15 protein-coding genes are annotated in these 16,955 nt (G+C 70.7%); 2 read left to right on the top strand and 13 right to left on the bottom strand.

Annotated features, from left to right (window positions below; all coding sequences use genetic code 11):
* Positions 1-28: 28 nt before the first annotated feature.
* The 12 genes from ESP51_RS03865 to ESP51_RS20510 form a co-directional block, all read right to left on the bottom strand.
* Positions 29-1,411: an aminotransferase class V-fold PLP-dependent enzyme gene (locus ESP51_RS03865; RefSeq protein ID WP_129519568.1), complete on the bottom strand. Its 1,383-nt coding sequence runs from the start codon at positions 1,409-1,411 to the stop codon at positions 29-31.
* Positions 1,412-1,511: 100 nt separating this feature from the next.
* A complete protein-coding gene (locus ESP51_RS03860; RefSeq protein WP_129519567.1) occupies positions 1,512-2,168 on the bottom strand; it encodes an alkylhydroperoxidase domain protein in 657 nt (218 codons plus the stop codon).
* Positions 2,165-2,761, bottom strand: coding sequence for a CMD domain protein (locus ESP51_RS03855; protein WP_129519566.1), 597 nt, complete (start codon positions 2,759-2,761; stop codon positions 2,165-2,167). The genes ESP51_RS03860 and ESP51_RS03855 overlap by 4 nt, the downstream gene beginning before the upstream one ends.
* 63 nt (positions 2,762-2,824) lie before the next feature.
* Entirely contained in the window at positions 2,825-3,862 is a 1,038-nt protein-coding gene (locus ESP51_RS03850; protein WP_206737193.1) for a putative FMN-dependent luciferase-like monooxygenase, read from the bottom strand.
* Positions 3,859-5,508: a dipeptide ABC transporter ATP-binding protein gene (locus ESP51_RS03845; protein ID WP_129519564.1), complete on the bottom strand. Its 1,650-nt coding sequence runs from the start codon at positions 5,506-5,508 to the stop codon at positions 3,859-3,861. Before ESP51_RS03845 ends, ESP51_RS03850 begins: the two co-directional genes overlap by 4 nt.
* Positions 5,505-6,302 carry an ABC transporter permease gene (locus ESP51_RS03840; RefSeq protein ID WP_129519563.1) on the bottom strand — a complete coding sequence of 266 codons (798 nt, stop codon included), beginning with the start codon at positions 6,300-6,302 and terminating at the stop codon, positions 5,505-5,507. The genes ESP51_RS03845 and ESP51_RS03840 overlap by 4 nt, the downstream gene beginning before the upstream one ends.
* Complete coding sequence (locus tag ESP51_RS03835; protein WP_129519562.1) at positions 6,299-7,237, bottom strand: ABC transporter permease; 939 nt, start codon at positions 7,235-7,237, stop codon at positions 6,299-6,301. The genes ESP51_RS03840 and ESP51_RS03835 overlap by 4 nt, the downstream gene beginning before the upstream one ends.
* Before the next feature lie 98 nt (positions 7,238-7,335).
* Positions 7,336-8,973 carry a TIGR04028 family ABC transporter substrate-binding protein gene (locus ESP51_RS03830; protein WP_129519561.1) on the bottom strand — a complete coding sequence of 546 codons (1,638 nt, stop codon included), beginning with the start codon at positions 8,971-8,973 and terminating at the stop codon, positions 7,336-7,338.
* Positions 8,974-9,068: 95 nt separating this feature from the next.
* Positions 9,069-10,493, bottom strand: coding sequence for an NtaA/DmoA family FMN-dependent monooxygenase (locus ESP51_RS03825; protein WP_129519560.1), 1,425 nt, complete (start codon positions 10,491-10,493; stop codon positions 9,069-9,071).
* A 196-nt stretch (positions 10,494-10,689) separates the two neighbouring features.
* Positions 10,690-11,280 carry an FMN reductase gene (gene msuE / locus ESP51_RS03820; RefSeq protein WP_129519559.1) on the bottom strand — a complete coding sequence of 197 codons (591 nt, stop codon included), beginning with the start codon at positions 11,278-11,280 and terminating at the stop codon, positions 10,690-10,692.
* 84 nt (positions 11,281-11,364) lie between these two features.
* Complete coding sequence (locus tag ESP51_RS03815; RefSeq protein ID WP_129519558.1) at positions 11,365-12,477, bottom strand: fatty acid desaturase family protein; 1,113 nt, start codon at positions 12,475-12,477, stop codon at positions 11,365-11,367.
* A gap of 56 nt (positions 12,478-12,533) precedes the next feature.
* Positions 12,534-12,701, bottom strand: coding sequence for a hypothetical protein (locus tag ESP51_RS20510; protein ID WP_164990391.1), 168 nt, complete (start codon positions 12,699-12,701; stop codon positions 12,534-12,536).
* 296 nt (positions 12,702-12,997) lie between these two features.
* Here ESP51_RS20510 and ESP51_RS03810 point away from each other — a divergent pair, with 296 nt between their 5' ends.
* The gene (locus tag ESP51_RS03810; protein ID WP_129519557.1) at positions 12,998-14,623 is read left to right on the top strand and encodes a stealth family protein; all 1,626 of its coding nucleotides are present in this window, start codon (positions 12,998-13,000) and stop codon (positions 14,621-14,623) included.
* 17 nt (positions 14,624-14,640) lie between these two features.
* On the opposite strand, the gene ESP51_RS03805 is transcribed toward ESP51_RS03810, so the two are convergent.
* Positions 14,641-15,582 (bottom strand): phosphodiesterase, encoded by a 942-nt coding sequence (locus ESP51_RS03805; protein ID WP_277871060.1) that lies wholly within the window; start codon positions 15,580-15,582, stop codon positions 14,641-14,643.
* A 290-nt stretch (positions 15,583-15,872) separates the two neighbouring features.
* Between ESP51_RS03805 and ESP51_RS03800 the strand changes: the two genes are divergently transcribed.
* The gene (locus ESP51_RS03800; RefSeq protein WP_241842961.1) at positions 15,873-16,940 is read left to right on the top strand and encodes an alpha/beta hydrolase; all 1,068 of its coding nucleotides are present in this window, start codon (positions 15,873-15,875) and stop codon (positions 16,938-16,940) included.
* Positions 16,941-16,955: the final 15 nt, after the last annotated feature.

Genomic DNA, 16,955 nt, shown 5'->3' with positions numbered 1-16,955 from the left:
CAGCGAGACGCGCGGAACCGACCGCGCCTCAGTCGAACGCCGGGCGAGGCCGATCGTCGTCGACGGGGCACCAGCCGGCCGTCGAGCGCTCGTAGGCGTGCGCCGGTCCGTCGGCGATGAGCGTGGCGAGCGCGGCGAGGAAGCGGTCGACGTCGTCGGCGGAGGTGCCCGCGCCGAGGCTCGCGCGGAGCCCATTGGCCCGTGTCGCCACCCGGTCGAAGAAGGGGTGGGCGCAGAACCGGCCCGCGCGCACCGAGATGCCGTGCTCGGCGGCGAGCGCCGCGGCGAGCCGCCCCACCGAGCCGCGCTCGAGCTCGATGGTCGCGATGCCGAGCCGGTCGTCGGCGTCGTCGAAGCCGCGGATGACCCGGATGCCGCGTTGCGCGGCGAGCCCCGCGTGCAGGCGCTCGGTGAGGGCCCGCTCGTGACGCGCGCGCGCCGCTTCGCCGAGCCGTTCGAGCTCGGTGAGTGCGCGAGCGAGCGCCGCGATGCCGATCACGTTCGGCGTGCCCGCCTCGTGGCGGTCGGCCCCGCGCTTCCAGTCGGCGCCGTCGACGCGGACGGCGGCGACCGCTCCCCCGCCCGCGAGGTAGGCGGGTGCCGCGTCGAGCCAGTCGGCGCGGCCGACGAGCGCACCGGTTCCGAACGGCGCGTACGCCTTGTGTCCCGAGAAGGCGAGGTAGTCGACGCCGGATGCCGCGATGTCGACCCTGCGGTGCGGCAGCAGCTGGGCGGCGTCGATCGCGAGTCGCGCGCCTCGCGCGTGGGCGAGCTCGGCGAGCCTCGCGATCGGCAGCACCTCGCCGGTGACGTTCGAGGCGCCGGTGACCGTGAGCAGCGCGGCCGGACATCGGGCGAGCTCGGCGTCGAGCGCGTCGAGCGTCTCGGCGATCGTGCGGCGGGCGACGACCACCCGCCGCGCATCGGCACGCCACGGCAGCAGGTTCGCGTGGTGCTCGAGGTCGAGCACGACGGTGTCGCCCGGCACGGCGTTCGCGAGCAGGTTGAGCGCGTCGGTCGTGTTTCGCGTGAAGACGACGAGGTCGTCGTCGCGGGCACCGACGTGGCGCGCGACCGTGCCGCGGGCCTCCTCGACGAGCGACGTCGAGAGCTGCGACGGGTAGCCCGCGCCGCGGTGCACGCTCGAGTAGTAGGGCAGCACTCGTGCGACGTGCGCGGTGACGGCCACGAGTGCGGGCGCCGACGCGGCGACGTCGAGGTTGACATGGCGCACGAATCCGCCGCCGAGCACCGGCACCTCGAGCCCCGCGTCGGCGAGCACGGCGAGCGGTCCGGGCGATGCGGGCGGGGCAGGCGCAGGCGACGCGGGCGTTGACGTGGCCGCGGCATCCGTCAGCACTCGTCGAGGCTCCGACAGCGTCGCCGTCGTTGGCTCCTCGATGCCGATCATGGTGCGCACTCCTCGCAACTCGTGTGGCACGAGGCTACGGATGCCGCGGCAACCCCTCAACCGTGAGACGCCGCACGGTGTCACGCCGCGAAACATTCGGTCACGGAAGCGGCGGAGCCTCCTCCGGTTCGCCGAGCGAGAGCATGAGCCGATTCGCCCAATTGAAGAACGCCGCCGAGTGGATGACGTCGGAGACCGCCTGCTCGCCGAACCCCGCACGGCGCAAGGCGTCGAGGTGCGCCGGCTCGAGCCTCGGCGGGGTGGCGGCGAGCGCGACGGCCGCATCGATCACGGCGCGCCACGCGGCGTCCTGCGCCGCATCGACCCCCTCGTCGAGCAACCGCTGCACGTCGTCGTGCCGCTTCGAGTGATGCGTCGCGAACCGCGCGTGCACCGAGGCGCAGAAGATGCAGCCGTTGAACCGGCTCGTCGCGGCCGCTGCGAGCTCGCGTTCGGCGCGCGGCAGCCCGTCGCTCGCGTTGTAGAAGATGTCTTTGTCGGTGAGCGTGCGCGCCCTCAGAATGTCGGGGTCGCGTGCGAGCAGCCGGAAGTAGTCGCTCTTCACCCGCGATCGGTCGACGAGCCCCGCGTACTGGCGCTCGGTGAGCGTCGCCTCGTCGGCGGGCTCGAGCCACGGCAGCCAGCCGAGCTCCGCCTGGGTGAAAGCGCGGGGCACGGATGCGCCGGGGTGCTCGATGGTGCGGGCGGGCGTGCCGGTCGCGGCATCCGTCGCCTCGTCGATGGTGTGTGCGGTCATGCTGCGTCCTCCGTGGTGAGCAAGCGGAGCCCGGCCGCGACGCGCAGCTGGAACGCGAGGAACGACACGAGCTGGGAAAGGGTGACGATGCCGTCGGTCGACCAGCCCGCGTCGGCGAGCCGGGCGAGCGCGGCGACCGAGGACTCGCGCGGGCGGAACACGAGCAGGTGGGCATGCTCGAGGGCCGCGCCGAGGCGGCCGCCGAGTGTGGCGCGCACCTCGTCGTCGACCGCGAACCGCGGCCCTGGCACGCTCTCGCGGGTGAGGGGGCCGTCGGCCGGGTAATCGCCGTACGGGCCAGTCGTGCGCGCGGCGCCCGCGAGCCGGTCGATCACGTCGTCGAGCCGGTCGCCCGTCGCCTCGCGAGTGAGCGCCGCATAGTGCGCGGTCGCCACGTCGTCGGCGTGCAGGGCGGCGACGAACTGGGCGACGGCCGCGCGCTCAGCGAGGCTCGCGTGGGTCTCGTCGATCACGGTGAAGAGGGCGTGGTAGCTCGCCTCGGCGTTGTCGCGGGTCGCGGGGCGGTGCCGGCGCAGTGCGTCGACGCTCCCGCCCGGCCGCACGCCGGCGAGCCGGTCGATGATGTCGGTCATGAGTGCTTCCTTCTCTCTGAGTGGGCGAATGCGTACGGGTTTCGGGGGCTTGCTACTGCGAGATCAGGGGCGGCCGGATGCCGCGAGTGCGGCATTTCGGTCGCCGAGCCCGGCGCCCCAGCCGAGCGCCGGAGCGACCTCGGTCGCGATGAGCTCGATGGAGCGCAGCACGAGCTCGTGCGGCGGATCGACCGAGTGCACCTGGAACGCGACCTCCGTCGCCTCGGCGGCGGCCGAGTCGCGAGCGAGCGATTCGATGACCTCCACGGGCGTGCCGACGTGGGTGTCGTAGCTCGCGATGAGCTCGTCGAGGGTGTCGCCGAGCGGCGGTTGCCCGGCTCGTGCGAATCCGGCGGCGGCGCGGCGGAGTCCGCGCTCCGCGAAGCGCCGCGCCTCGTCGCGGGAGTCCGCGACGAAGAGCGTGCGGGACGCGAGGATCCGCGGCGGCACCCCGCCGGGCAACGCTTCGCGGTAGGCGTCGATCACGGGCAACTGGAGCTCGGAGAGCGTGCGGCGCGGGGCATCCGCGGGCCTCGGCTGCGTGCGGGAGAGCATGAGACCGTGCCCGGCCCGGCCCGCGCGTGTGCCGCCGAATGCCGAGAACGTCGCCTGCCAGACTCGCCCGAGCAGATCCCGGCCGGGCGGCTGGAGGTGATTCGCGGGGTCGCCCAGCTCACCGCCGGCGAGTGCGGCGACGAGAGCATCGAGCTTCTCGGCGAACACGCGAGCCCGATCCTCGGAGCGTTCGCCGAAGGCCCGGAACGACGAGGGCGTCGAGCCCGAGCCGATGCCGAGCTCGACGCGCCCTCCTGAGAGCAGGTCGAGCACCGCGGCGTCCTCGGCGACCCGTACCGGGTCCTCGAGCGGCAGTGTCACGACGCCCGTGCCGAGCCGGATGCGACTGGTCGACGCGGCCGCGTGCGCGAGGAACACGAACGGCGACGGCAGCCCGCCCTCCGCCGCGTGGAAGTGGTGCTGGGCGACCCATGCCGAGTCGAAGCCGTGGCGCTCGGCCGCGACGATCTGCTCCGTCGCGATGCGGTACCGCTCGGCGGCGGATGCCTCGTCGAGGAGCCGGGTGAAGAAACCGATGCGAGTCATGCGAATACCTCTCGTGTGGGCGCTGGCCGTCGGGGAACGGCCGCGAGCAGTTCCCGGGTGTACTCGTGCTGTGGTGCGCGGAAGACCTGCTCGGTCGGCCCGCTCTCGACGATGCGGCCGTGGCGCATGACCGACACCGAGTGGCTGATGCGCTGCACGACGGCGAGGTCGTGCGAGATGAAGAGATAGCTGAGGCCGAGTGCACCCTGCAGCTGTTCGAGGAGCTCGAGGATGCGCGCCTGCACCGTGACGTCGAGGGCGGAGACCGCCTCGTCGAGCACGACGAGCTCGGGTTCGAGCGCGAGCGCGCGGGCGATGGCGACGCGCTGGCGCTGGCCGCCCGAGAGCTCGGCCGGGCGATGCGTCGCGAGGTGCGCGGGGAGGGCGACGCGATCGATGAGGCGAGCCGCCGCCGCGGCACGCGATCGCCGGTCGCCGACGCCGAAGTTGCGCAGGGGCTCGGCGACGATCTCGGCGACCGTCTGGCGCGGATCGAGCGACGCGAAGGGGTTCTGGTACACGAGCTGCACGCGGCGCCGGAACTCGCGCTTCGCGGCGCCCGTGAGCGAGGTGACCTCGCTGCCGCCGACCTCGACCGAACCTGCGTCGGGCGCCACGAACCGCGACACGATGCGCGCGGTCGTCGTCTTGCCCGAGCCGGACTCGCCGACGATCGCGTGGGTCGTGCCCCGCAGCACGCGGAACGAGACGTCGTCGACGGCGCGAAACGGCTCCCGCCCGCGGCCGAGCCCGTAGGTCTTGGTGAGGCCGGATGCCACGAGCGCGAACGGGTTCTCGGCGGCGGCGACGTCGGCGTCGCGAAGGTACAGGGGCGGCCGGGGGTGGCGGAACTCGTGCTCGGCAAGCCCAGGGGCATCCGCCAGCAATCGTCTGGTGTACTCCTCGGCCGGCGCGTCGAGCACTGCCTCGGTGGTGCCCTGCTCGACGATGCGGCCGTGCTGCATGACGACGACGCGCTCGGCGCGCTCGGCGGCGACCGCGAGGTCGTGTGTGACGAGCAGCACGGCAGTGCCGTGCTCGCGACGCAGCTCGTCGATGAGGTCGAGGATCCGCCGCTGCACCGTCACGTCGAGAGCGCTCGTCGGTTCGTCGGCGATCACCAGCTCGGGCCCCAGTGCGATGGCGTTCGCGATGAGCACGCGCTGGCGCATGCCGCCCGAGAGCTCGTGCGGGTACTGCTTGGCCCGCAGGGCCGGATCATCGAGGCCGACCCGTTCGAGGAGTTCGAGGACGCGCCCGCGCACGGCGCGACGATCGCCGCGGCGGTGGATGCGGAAGACATCGGCGAGCTGCGCGCCGATGGGGCGCACGGGATTGAGCGAGGACACCGGGTCCTGCGGGATGTAGCCGATGCGGGCACCGCGCACGCTCTCGAGTCGACGATCGTTCCAGCCCGCGAGGTCGATGCCCGAGAGTCGCACCGCACCCGACTCGATGCGACCGCCCGACGGCAACAGCCCGAGCACAGCGCTCGAGGTCGTGGTCTTGCCCGAGCCCGATTCGCCGACGAGGGCGACGACCTCGCCGGGCTGCACGGCGAACGAGACGTCGTGCACGACGCGCCGCACGCCCGCCGGCGTGCGGTACGCGATGTCGAGGTGCTCGAGTTCGAGGAGCGCGTTCATCTGGACCTCCCGAGGGACTGGCTGATGCGGTTGGCTGAGAGCACGACCACCACGACGACGAGTCCGGGCAGCACGGTGAGCCACCATGAGGTCGCCACGTAGTTGCGGCCCTCGGCGATGAGCAGGCCCCACTCGGGCATCGGCGGCGGAGCGCCGTAGCCGAGGAAGCCGAGGGTCGAGATTGCGAGGATCGCGGTGCCGAACTGCAGGGCGGCGAGTCCTACCACGGCGGTGAGCGAGTTCGGCAGCACGTGGCGCGCGAGCACCGAGTGCAGGCGCGCTCCCGAGCCGAAGGCCGCCTCGACGTAGTCGCTCTGCCGCACGCGCACGACCTCGGAGCGCGACACCCGGGCGAACGCGGCGATCGAGCCGACCCCGACGGCGATCGCGGCGTTCACGGTGCCGAAGCCGAGAAGGATGATGATCGAGAGCGCGAGCAGCAGGCCCGGGATCGCGAGCAGCACGTCGACGAGTCGCATGATCGCCGCGTCGACGACGCCGCCGAGCGACCCCGCCAGAACGCCGAGCAGCGTGCCCGCGACGAGCCCCACCGTCACCGCGACGAACGCGCCCGAGAGGGAGTGCACCGCGCCGTGGACCACGCGCGTGAAGAGGTCGCGGCCGATCGCGTCGGTGCCGAAGAGGTGTGCGAGGCTCGGCCCCTGGAGCTTCTCCGCCGGCACGCCGCTGATCGGGTCCTGTCCGGTGAAGAGCCAGGGCACGATCGCCCATGCGATCACGATCGCGACGACGAGCCATGCCAGCAGGAGACCGGTTCGGATGTCTGCGCTCATGCCGCCACCGCCTTCCGCTTCAGCCTCGGATCGAGGACGGGATACACGAGGTCGACCGCGAGGTTCACGACGACGAAGACGAGCGCGGCGAGGATGACGATCGCCTGAAGCACGGGCACGTCCTGGTTGGCGACGGCCTGCTCGGTGAGGCGGCCGATGCCGGCGCGGCCGAACACCGTCTCGGTGACGACGGCCCCGCCGATGAGCTCGCCGACGAGCACGCCGGCGATCGTGACGGCGGGCAGCAGCGCGTTGCGGGCGACATCCCGCCAGAGCACGCGGGCCGGCCCGGCGCCCTTGGCGCGCACGACGGCGACGAAGGGTGCGAGCTGCACCTCGTCGATCGATCGGGCGAGGATCTGCGCGAGCGGAGCCGAGATGGGGATGGCGAGGGTGAGGACGGGCAGGATGAGCGCCTGCACCGGGTCGGCGCCGATGACCGGCACGAGTCGCAACTGGAACGAGAAGACCTGGATGAGCACAATGCCGAGCCAGAACACGGGCACCGAGACGAGCAGGCCGGGCAACGACCGCAGCGCCTGGCGGAGCCAGCCGAACGGCGCCAGTGTGGAGAGGAACGCGAGGGCGACGGCGAGCAGCACTGCGGTGACGAACCCGAGCCCCGCGAGCGCGAGCGTGTCGGGCAGGGCCGAACCGATGAGCTCGTGCACGGGCGTGCCGTATTGCACCGAGTACCCGAAGTCGCCCTGCACGAATCCCGCCACCGTGTGCAGGAACTGCTGCAGCGGGGGCACGTCGGCGCCGTAGCTCGCGCGGATGTCGGCGATCTGCTCGGGCGAGAGGCCCAGCTCGGGGCTCTCGAACTTGATGAGGATCGCGTCGCCGGGCAGCGCCTGCAGCAGCACGAAGGTCGCCGTGAACGCGATCGCGAGCACGATGAGCGCCTGCGCGGTGCGATGGGCGAGGTAGGCCATGGTGTGCTCCTTCCGACGAGGGTGGGGTCGGTGGGGTGGGAGGTGGTGCAGCGGATGCGCGGGGTCGTGTCCCGGCATCCGCTGCACCGGGGTGCCGGCTACTGCTTGTCGAGCCAGGTGTCGTAGAACTGCGGACGGGCGACGGCCTCGGTCGTGAAGCCGTGCACGTACTGCGCCGCTCCATAGACCTGCGGCTCCTCGAAGAGCGGGATCACGTAGGCCTGCTCGGTCAGGTAGTCCTGCACGGCGGCGGATGCCTCGTCACGCTTCGCGGGGTCGGGCTCGGAGGCCACGGCCTCGAGCAGCCGGTCGAGCTCGGCGTCGTTCGAGAGCAGCGTGTTGCGGTTCTTCGTGTGGTACTGGCTCTTGATCACGTCGTTGTCGGCGCGTCCGACCATCGAGTGGTAGAGGGGGGTTGCAAGCGGGTCGAGGATGTCGGTCGCGTAGCTGCCGGCATCCGCCGACTTCACCTCGAGCTCGACGCCGATCTTCGCGAGCTGCTGGCTCACGAGCTCGAGGGTCTGCTTCGAGAGCGGCTGCGGCTTCGCCTCGTACACGGTGAGCGAGAGTCGCTGCCCGTCCTTCTCGCGGATGCCGTCGGCGCCGGCAGTCCAGCCGGCCTCGTCGAGCAGTTCCTCTGAGTGCTCGGGGTCGAAGGCGAGGGCGTCCGACTCGTCGGTGTACCCCTTCGCCGTCGAGGCGAGCTCCGACGTCGCGACGGGGTAGTTCTCCGTGAAGATCGTGTCGACGATCTCCTGGGCGTCGACACCGTGCACGAGCGCCTGCCGCACCCGGATGTCGCTCAGGAGCGGGTTCGTGAAGCGCAGCCCGAGCGAGTTGTTCACGCCACGGGTGGGAGCCGCGACGATCTCGAAACCGGCGCCCGACACCTGCGCCTCGTCGAAGGCCTGCACGTAGCGGATCGCATCGGCCTGGCCGGCGAGGAGCGAGCCGATGCGCACGCTGTCCTCGGGCGTCACGACGATGTCGATCGCATCGAGGTAGGCGCGGCCCTGGTGCTCGAACGACGGCGGTGCCCAGTCGTAGTCCTCGCGCGCCTCGAGTCGGAGCGAGGTGCCGATCTCCTCCTCGGCGACGACGAACGGCCCCGAGCCGACGATCTCGGTCGACGAGCCTGCACCGAACTCCTCGAGTGTGCGGTCGAGGGTCTCCGGCGAGAGCAGGCCCGAGTTGATGGTCGACGTCGCCTGCAGGAATCCGGGCGCCGGCGCCGAGAACCGGAACGTCACGGTGTCGGCGTCGACGACCTCGCTCGAGGCGTAGTTGTTGATCGCCTCCGAGATCGTGAGGCCGAGCTCGGTGTTGCCGAGGCCGTACGTGTCGAAGTTCTTCGCAACGGCGGCCGCGTCGAGCGGCGTGCCGTCGGAGAACGTCACGTCGTCGCGGAGCTCGAAGGTGTACTCCGTGGCATCCGCGTTCACGGTCCACTCGGTGGCGACCCACGGCTCGATCTCGAGCGACTCGGGGTCCTGCCAGGTGAGGCGCGCCGTGATGTTGTTCACGATGCCGCCGTTCGGGTAGAAGCCGGCCTGCGGGGGGTAGAGCGTGGTGTGCGGCTGGTGCTCGAGGTAGGTGAGGGTGCCGCCCGTCACGGGCTCACCGGTCGCGGCGGCATCCGCGCTCCCGGATTGCGCTGCGCAGGAGGCGAGCAGGGCGGTGATGGCGAGTGCCGCGAGGCCGGCGGCGGCGATACGGCGTGGTCGTTGCGTTGGCATGAGCTGGGATTCCTTCGGTCGGGAATGGAGCAGAAGCGCCCTTGGTGAGGGCGGTCCGATTGAAGCTACGGATGCCGCCGCGCGGTCTCAATCGATCAACGACTGACGCCGTCACGGCGCGAAACGCTCGGAAATACGAGGTCACCGGGCGTCACGTGCACGCTCTCCGGGCGCTCGAGACCGAGGTGATCGCGGAGCGTCTCGCCCTCGTATTCGGTCGGGAACACACCCCGCCGCTGCAACTCGGGCACGACTCCGAGGGCGAACGCCTCGAACTGCGCGGGTTGCACGGCTGACAGCACGTTGAACCCGTCGACGGCACCGGCGTCGCCCCACGCCTCGAACTCCGCGGCGATCTCCTCAGCCGTGCCGACGATCATCGAGGCGTTGACGGATGCCGCGACCACGAGGTGGCGCAGCGTCGGCGGGCGCTCCCCCAGGGGTCTGCGACCCGTGCGCTCTCCGACGATCTCGACGAGCTCCTGCCCCGCGGCGCTGAAGCCCGCGATCAGCGACGGCGTCACCGCGCGATCGGGCGAGAGCCCCGTGAGGTCGACGCCGACGAGCGTCGAGAGCTGCGCGAGCGAACGATTCGTCGGGAACGCCTCGGGCGGCCCGTCGGGCCAGTCCTCGGCGATCTGCACGAGCTCGCTGAGCTCGTCGGCGATCGACTGCGCGTGCTCGCGGGTCTCGCCGACGATCGGCAACACCGGCGCGATGACCTTCAGGGTGCGATCGTCGCGGCCCGACTCGAACGCGAGCGCACGCAGCTCCTCGCGGATCACCGCGGCCTGCGCCATTCCCGACACGGCGACGAGCGCGAGGTCGGCGCTCTGCGCGGCGAAGAGCCGGGAACGCGGCGAAGTGCCGGCGTGCACGATCGGCAGGTGACCCTGTACCGGGCGGGCGACGTTGAGCGGCCCGGTCACGCTGAGATGCGCGCCGTGGAAGTCGGTGGCGTGCAGGCGTGAGGGATCGAGGTAGACGCCGCTCGCGGCATCCGCGACGATCGCGTCGTCATCGAACGAGTCCCAGAGCCGGCGCAGCACGAGCTCGAACTCGACGGCCCGGTCGTAGCGGGTCTCATTCGCCACGTGGAAGTCGCGGCCGTGGTTGCCCGCTGCCCTAGGTTCGGCACCGGTGACGAGGTTGAGGCCCGCGCGGCCACCGCTCAGGAGGTCGGCCGAGGCGGTCGACCGGGCGAGCGAGTACGGGTCGGCATACGTGGTGTTCGCGGTGGCGATGAGACCGATGCGCTGCGTCACGCCGGCGAGGTAGGTGATGGCGCTGATCGGGTCGATGCGCGCGACCAGGTAGGGGTCGCGGAACTCGAGGTCGTGGCCCGTCGCGAGCCAGTCGCCGAAGAACAGGTAGTCGAGGCGCGCCGCCTCGGCGACCTCGGCAGCCCGTCGGAGCACCGCGGCATCGCCGCGCGGATCGCGGTGCGCCCCCGGATACCGCCAGCCGCTCGGGTAGGCGCCGATCGCGCGGACCATTGCGCCGATGATGAGTCGTGTCATGTCGACCTCCCTTGCTCCCGACGCTAGGGATGGCCAGCGGATGCCGCGACGGCGCCTGTCACACGAGGGAACCGGCCGTCACACGCCTCAACGCCGCGTCATCTGCCGTCACGCCCGGGCCGCGGAAGCGCCCCGGAGCGGCGCCTGGGTGGGCCCGGTGCGCCGGCCCCCTCGCACGTCGGGCGGTGGCATCCGCTCACCAGGTGGCGACGTACTCCGAGACGGTGTCGGGCAGGATCGCCGCGCGCACGACGGGCAGCCCCCGGCTCACGGCTTGTCCGATCCGCTCGCGGAGCGCCGGCGCCTCGATGCGGTAGTCGACGAAGTCGGCGTCGCTCGCGTACACGCCGATCGGCAGGGTGATGGCCTGGAAGAACGAGAACAGGGGCCGGAACTGATGGTCGATGATGAGCGAGTGCCGGTCGCTGCCACCGGTCGCGGCGAGCAGCACCGGGGTGTCGATGAGCGAGTACTGCCCGACGAAGTCGAAGACGTGCTTGAACATTCCGGTGAACGAGGCCCGGTAGACCGGGCTCGCGACGATGAGCAGCGTCGCGGATTCGATCCGGCGCACGGCCGCCTCGGCGATGGGGCTCAACTCCTCGCGGCGCAACGCACCCGAGAACTCCCGCCCGATCTCGCCCAGTTCGATGAGATGCGTCTCGACCTCCACGTGGTCGCCGAGCGCCGCGGCGAACTGATCGAGGATCTCGGAGACGAGCACGGTGGTCTTCGACGGCGAGTGCAGACTGCCTGAGACGGCGACGAGAGAGACGACGGGCGACATGCTCCGACGCTAGGCACGGCGGGCGGATGCCGCCACGAGGCCTGACGCGCGACGTAAGTGCGCGTCATCCGGCGCCACACGGACTCAGATGCTCGAGCGCTGCGCCAGGAGCGGGCACTCGAACGGATCCCGCTCGCCCAGGCCGACTCGGTTGATGTATCGGAACACGATCGCGTAGGACTCCAGGAGCGTCACCTGCGTGTACGGCACGTCGTGGTCGCGGCAGTACTCCTGGATGATGGGGGCCGCGCGCCGGAGGTGCGGGCGCGGCATCGAGGGGAAGAGGTGGTGCTCGACCTGGTAGTTGAGGCCGCCCATGGCGAAGTCCATCACCCGGTTGCCGCGGACGTTCCGGCTCATGAGCACCTGCCGTCGCAGGAAGTCGAGCTTCGTCCCCTTCGGGACGAGCGGCATGCCCTTGTGGTTCGGGGCGAACGACATTCCCATGTAGAAGCCGAAGAGGCCGATCTGGATCGCGAGGAAGACCGCCGCCTTGTCGGGAGAGAGCACGAGGAACACGATCGTGAGGTAGCCGATGATGCGGATCGCGAGGAACGCGATCTCGACCGGGCGCCGGGCGACGTGCTCCCGCGCGAAGACGCGGTGCACGCTCGAGGCGTGCAGGGACAGGCCCTCGAGGAGCAGGATCGGGAAGAAGAAGGCGCCCTGATGCGCGATGAGCCAGCGCAGCAGCGCCGGCCGCGGCCGCGCCGCCTGCTCGGGCGTGAACGCGACGACGGGCAGGTCGATGTCGGGATCCGTGTCGATCTGGTTCGGGTTCGCATGATGGCGTGTGTGCTTGTTCTGCCACCAGCCGTAGCTCATGCCCACGAAGAGGTCGCCGATGATCAGGCTCGCCCAGTCGTTCCATCGCCCCGAGCGGAAGATCTGGCGGTGCGCGGCGTCGTGCCCGAGGAAGGCGATCTGGGTGAACAGCACAGCGAATCCGACGGCGGTGAGCATCTGCCACCAGCTGTCGCCGATCCAGACGAACAACGCGAGCGCGCCGGTCACCGCGAGGGGAACCCCGATGAGCTTCGTCCAGTAGTAGCCGTAGCGCCGGCGCATGAGCCCGGCATCTTTGATGCGGCGGGCCAGCTCGGTGAAGTCGCTCGTCGGCGACACCTTGGATCCGTCTGGCGCGGACCGTGTCTGACGAACACGCGTGTGACGAACATTGGCGATTTCGGGGGTCATGATGACTCCTCTCGATTCGCCGCACGCGGGGTCTGGGCACGCGGACGCAGGCGGGGCTAGACGGAGGGCCTCCGACCGCGATGGCGGATGATGCCGATGATGAGCGTGCCGACGAAGAGCACGGCGCCGACCAGTGCGAGCCAGAACAGGCCCTCGAAGACGAACCCGACGATCGACAGGATCGCCCAGAGGACGAGCAGGAAGACGATCACGGTCCACCACATACCTCAAGGCTACGCCGGTAGCACAGGGAGGCGACTAGTCCTTGGCTGACTCACAGTGACGCTGTACACTCCCCCGCCCGAGGGCCCGCACTGCGGCTCCGGATCGGGTACCCTGTCGATCCGCCTCACCTGAGCGCCTCGCGGCCGTACAATCAGAGCACTGCGCATCTCGCGCCCACACCACCACCCCTGGAGGCAACCGCTCCGTGACGAGACCCCACCGCGATCGAACACCTGACCGGCAGCCGCACGATGGGCATGCGTTCGCGAGGAGGGAACCCTCCCCCGCCCCGCCGATGCGGCTGAGCGATGCGTCGGAACTCGTGCTCGTGGCATCCGCCCCGCGCCTGTCACGGTTCGATCGCGACGACCTCGTCATCCGCAAGGGCCAGTACGCGCTGCGCAACGGCCACATGACGCCGCACGAGTCGATGGTCGAAGACCTGCGTGCCGTCGGCGACGCCCTCGACGCGGCCGGCATCCCGTTCCTCCTCGTGCGCGGCAACGACGATCGCCTCGTGATCGCCGTCGATCGCGCCGAGCGCAAGGCGGTGGCCCGCGCGTTCGCCGAGGCGTTCGTGAACGAGCCGTTCTACGCGGCGACCATCGAGCCGCAACGGGCGGCCGACTCGCACCCGGTGCTGCTCGCCGACGGTCGCCTCTCCTCGCACCGCAAGCCCACCGTGCTGCGCGTGCACCGGCCCCGCGTCGAACCCGCCGGGCGCTTGCGCTACGGCAAGGAGACCGCGGTGCAGCTCGAGTTCTGGCGCTTCGGCGACGAGACCATCGAGGCGCCCGTCGAGAACGCGCTCATGCGCCGAACGCTCCTCCGGTCCGAGGCCACCGACGACGTCGTGCAGCTGCACGGCCGCGAGTGGCCGACCCTCGAGCACATGTTCGCGCCGCTCGCGAGCGACGTCGACTTCGAGATCGACATGGTCTTCTCCTGGGTCGACGGCTCGAGCGACGAGTTCGTGCGCGAGCGCGCGAAGCGCATGCAGAGCTACGTCGTGGGCGAGGGCGACGACTCCGAGGCGCGCTACCGCCAGATCGACGAGCTGAAGTACGCGCTCCGCTCGGTGCACCTCTTCGCGCCGTGGGTGCGACGCATCTTCATCGCGACCGACTCGCCCGCACCGAGCTGGCTCGCGAAGCACCCGAAGGTCACGCTCGTTCGCAGCGAAGAGATGTTCGCCGACACCTCGGTGCTGCCGACGCACAACTCGCACGCCGTCGAGAGCCAGCTTCACCACATCGAGGGCCTCGCCGAGCACTTCCTGTACTCGAACGACGACATGTTCTTCGGCCGGCCGGTGAGCCCGTCGCTGTTCTTCTCGCCGGGCGGCATCACGAAGTTCGTCGAGGCGTCGACCCGCATCGGACTCGGCGGCACGCACCCCGGGCGCAGCGGCTTCGAGAACGCCGCGCGCGTCAACCGCGCGCTCTTGCGCGACCGGTTCGGCAAGGTCACCACGCGTCACCTCGAGCACTGCGCGGCTCCGCTGCGCAAGAGCGTCATGGCCGAGCTCGAGCAGGCGTTCCCAGAAGAGTTCCGGCGCACGGCCGCGAGCCGCTTCCGCTCGGCCACCGACATCTCGGTGACGAACTCGCTCTACCACTACTACGCGCTGCTCGCCGGGCATGCCGTCGTGCAGACCGACGCGCGCGTGAAGTACATCGAGACCACGCTGCGCCAGGCACTGCCCGCGATGAAGCAGCTCCTGAAGCGCCGCAATCAAGACATGTTCTGCCTGAACGACGGGAGCTTCCCCGAGATCGACGTCGAAGAGCGCACGAGCGCCGTCATCGACTTCCTCGAGGGGTACTTCCCGTTCGCGGCGCCGTGGGAGAAGCAGGCGATGGATGCCTCGACACTCACGCCAGCGAACGCCGCCGCCGCACACCCCAACCTCACCGCCTGACCCGCCGCGGGGCGGGGTCAGCCGGCGAGCACCGGGATCGGCATGGTGAACGGCGGCTCGGGCGTGTGCGCCGGCGTCGTGGCATCCGCGATCCTGACGCCTGAAGCCTGGATTCGGCGCGAGCTCTCGTCGGCGTCGACCCAGTCGAGTGTCGGGAACGAGCCGAGCGGCACGACCGAGTGCAGCACCGTCGTCGGGTAGACGTGCACGAGGTTGAACGCCCGGGCACCGTCGCGCCCGCGCGTGCCGCCGGCGGGCACGTTGAGGTCTTGCGTGTAGCAGCTCGCCGATGCCACCGAGACGGGCACGCCCGCGAAGGTCGCCGTCGAGGAGTAATGCAGGTGACCGGCGATGATCGAGCGGATGTCGCTGCCCTCGACGACCTCGGCGAGCCCCGCCTGGTCGCGCAGCTCCACGCTCGCCGCGAGGTCGAGCACGCTCGGCACGGGCGGGTGGTGCATCGCGAGGATCGTGCCATGCGGCGCCGGGATGCTGAGCTCCTCGGCGAGCCAGTCGAGCTGCGTCGGCGTGACCTCGCCGTGGTGATGGCCCGGCACGGTGGAGTCGAGCGTGATGACTCGCAAGCCGTTGACGTCGTCGACGCGGTCGACGGGGCGTGAGCCGCCGCGTTCGCCGAGCAGGCCCCGGCGGAACGCGCTGCGCTCGTCGTGGTTGCCCATCACCCAGATGACCTGCGCGCCGAGCCGATCGGCGACCGGATCGACGATGCGGCGAATGCGGTCGTAGGCGTCGGGCTCGCCCTTGTCGGCCAGGTCGCCCGTGAAGACGATCGCCTCGGGCCGGCCACCGGATGCCTCGAATTCGTCGAAGAGCGATTGCAGGTGCTGCTCGCTCGTGACGCGATCGTAGAGGAGGCCACCTCCGGCGAGCAGGTGGGTGTCGCTGATGTGGAGGAGGAAGTGGTCCGGCCGGGGGTACTCGGCCGTACGGGTGGTCACGATTCGTCCCATCGATTCGGTTGTCGATGCGCAGCACTGGGCATCTGGCTTGCAGACTAGCCGAACATCTCGACCTGAACGCGACGTGAACGCGGGGTGTGACGAAGTCGAATGCCTGTGTCGGCATTCGATGGCGCCGGCCCTCGGCGGCCTGCCGGGTGGCGAACCCGCAGTCGTGTCTCGCCGCACCCGGTGCGTCACACGGACGGCGCGACCGGTTCTCGGACAGGATGTCGTTGCGGAGCGACGCGGGGGAACGTCGTTGCGGTACAAGGTCGAGGGGGTTGCTGTTGTCGTCACGGAGAACACGCGCGGGGCTGCCATCGTGGGGCAACGAGATCTGGCTCAAGCGGGGACAGCGCCGCTTCATCGGCACGATCGCGAGCATCGCCGTCATCAGCTTCATCGTCACGTGGATCCTCACGCTCACGTCGTGGCCGTCAGCGCTCCTGATCCGCGCGGTCTTCGAACAGGGCGGGCGCGCGACCGCCGCCGAGATGCAGAAGCACGTGCCCGACACGGCACTCACCGAGCAGCTCGCCGTACCGCTCGGCGACGACGCCGACGATGCCGGCATGACCTTCGACGTGTATTCCCCAGCGGGCGGCGACGACCCCTTGCCCACCGTCATCTGGATCCACGGCGGCGCCTGGATCTCGGGCAACTCGACGAACGTCGACCCCTACCTGCGGATCCTCGCAGCCGAGGGCTACACGACCGTCGGTCTCAACTACACGGTGGGCCCCGAAGCGACCTATCCCACGGCCGTGCACCAGCTGAACGACGCCCTCGCCTTCCTCGACGCGAACGCGGCGGAGTATCGCATCGACGCCGATCGCATCGTGATCGCCGGCGACTCCGCGGGCTCGCAGCTCGCCAGCCAGATCGCGGCAATGTCGACGAACCCCGACTACGCCGACCTCGTCGGCATCGACCCCGCGCTCGACGCCGACCAGCTCGTGGGCACCATCCTGAACTGCGGCGTCTACGACCTCGACGCGATGTCGGAGCTCACGGGCATCGGCGCGTGGGGGTTCAAGATCGCGCTCTGGGGCTACACGGGCACGCAGGACTGGTCGCAGAGCCCGTCAGGCGCGCTGATGTCGACCGTGGACTTCGTGACCGAGGACTTCCCGACGACCTTCATCTCGGGCGGCAACGGCGACGCGCTCACCTGGCTCCAGTCGGTGCCGATGCGCAGCGCCCTCGAGGCGCAGGGCGTGGATGTCACGGCACTGTTCTGGCCGGCGGACCACGAGCCCGCACTGCCGCACGAGTACCAGTTCCATCTCGACTCCGAGGAGGCGCAGGAGGCGCTCACCGCCACGATCGACTTCCTGGGCCGCGTCACGGGCTGACGCGGCCGGTCGCCC

Origin of the sequence: Agromyces albus, from assembly GCF_004134825.1 — a bacterium.
GTDB classification, from domain to species: domain Bacteria; phylum Actinomycetota; class Actinomycetes; order Actinomycetales; family Microbacteriaceae; genus Agromyces; species Agromyces albus.
The sequence above is the reverse complement of the archived record's forward strand: the minus strand, read 5'-3'. Positions and strand labels throughout refer to the sequence as shown.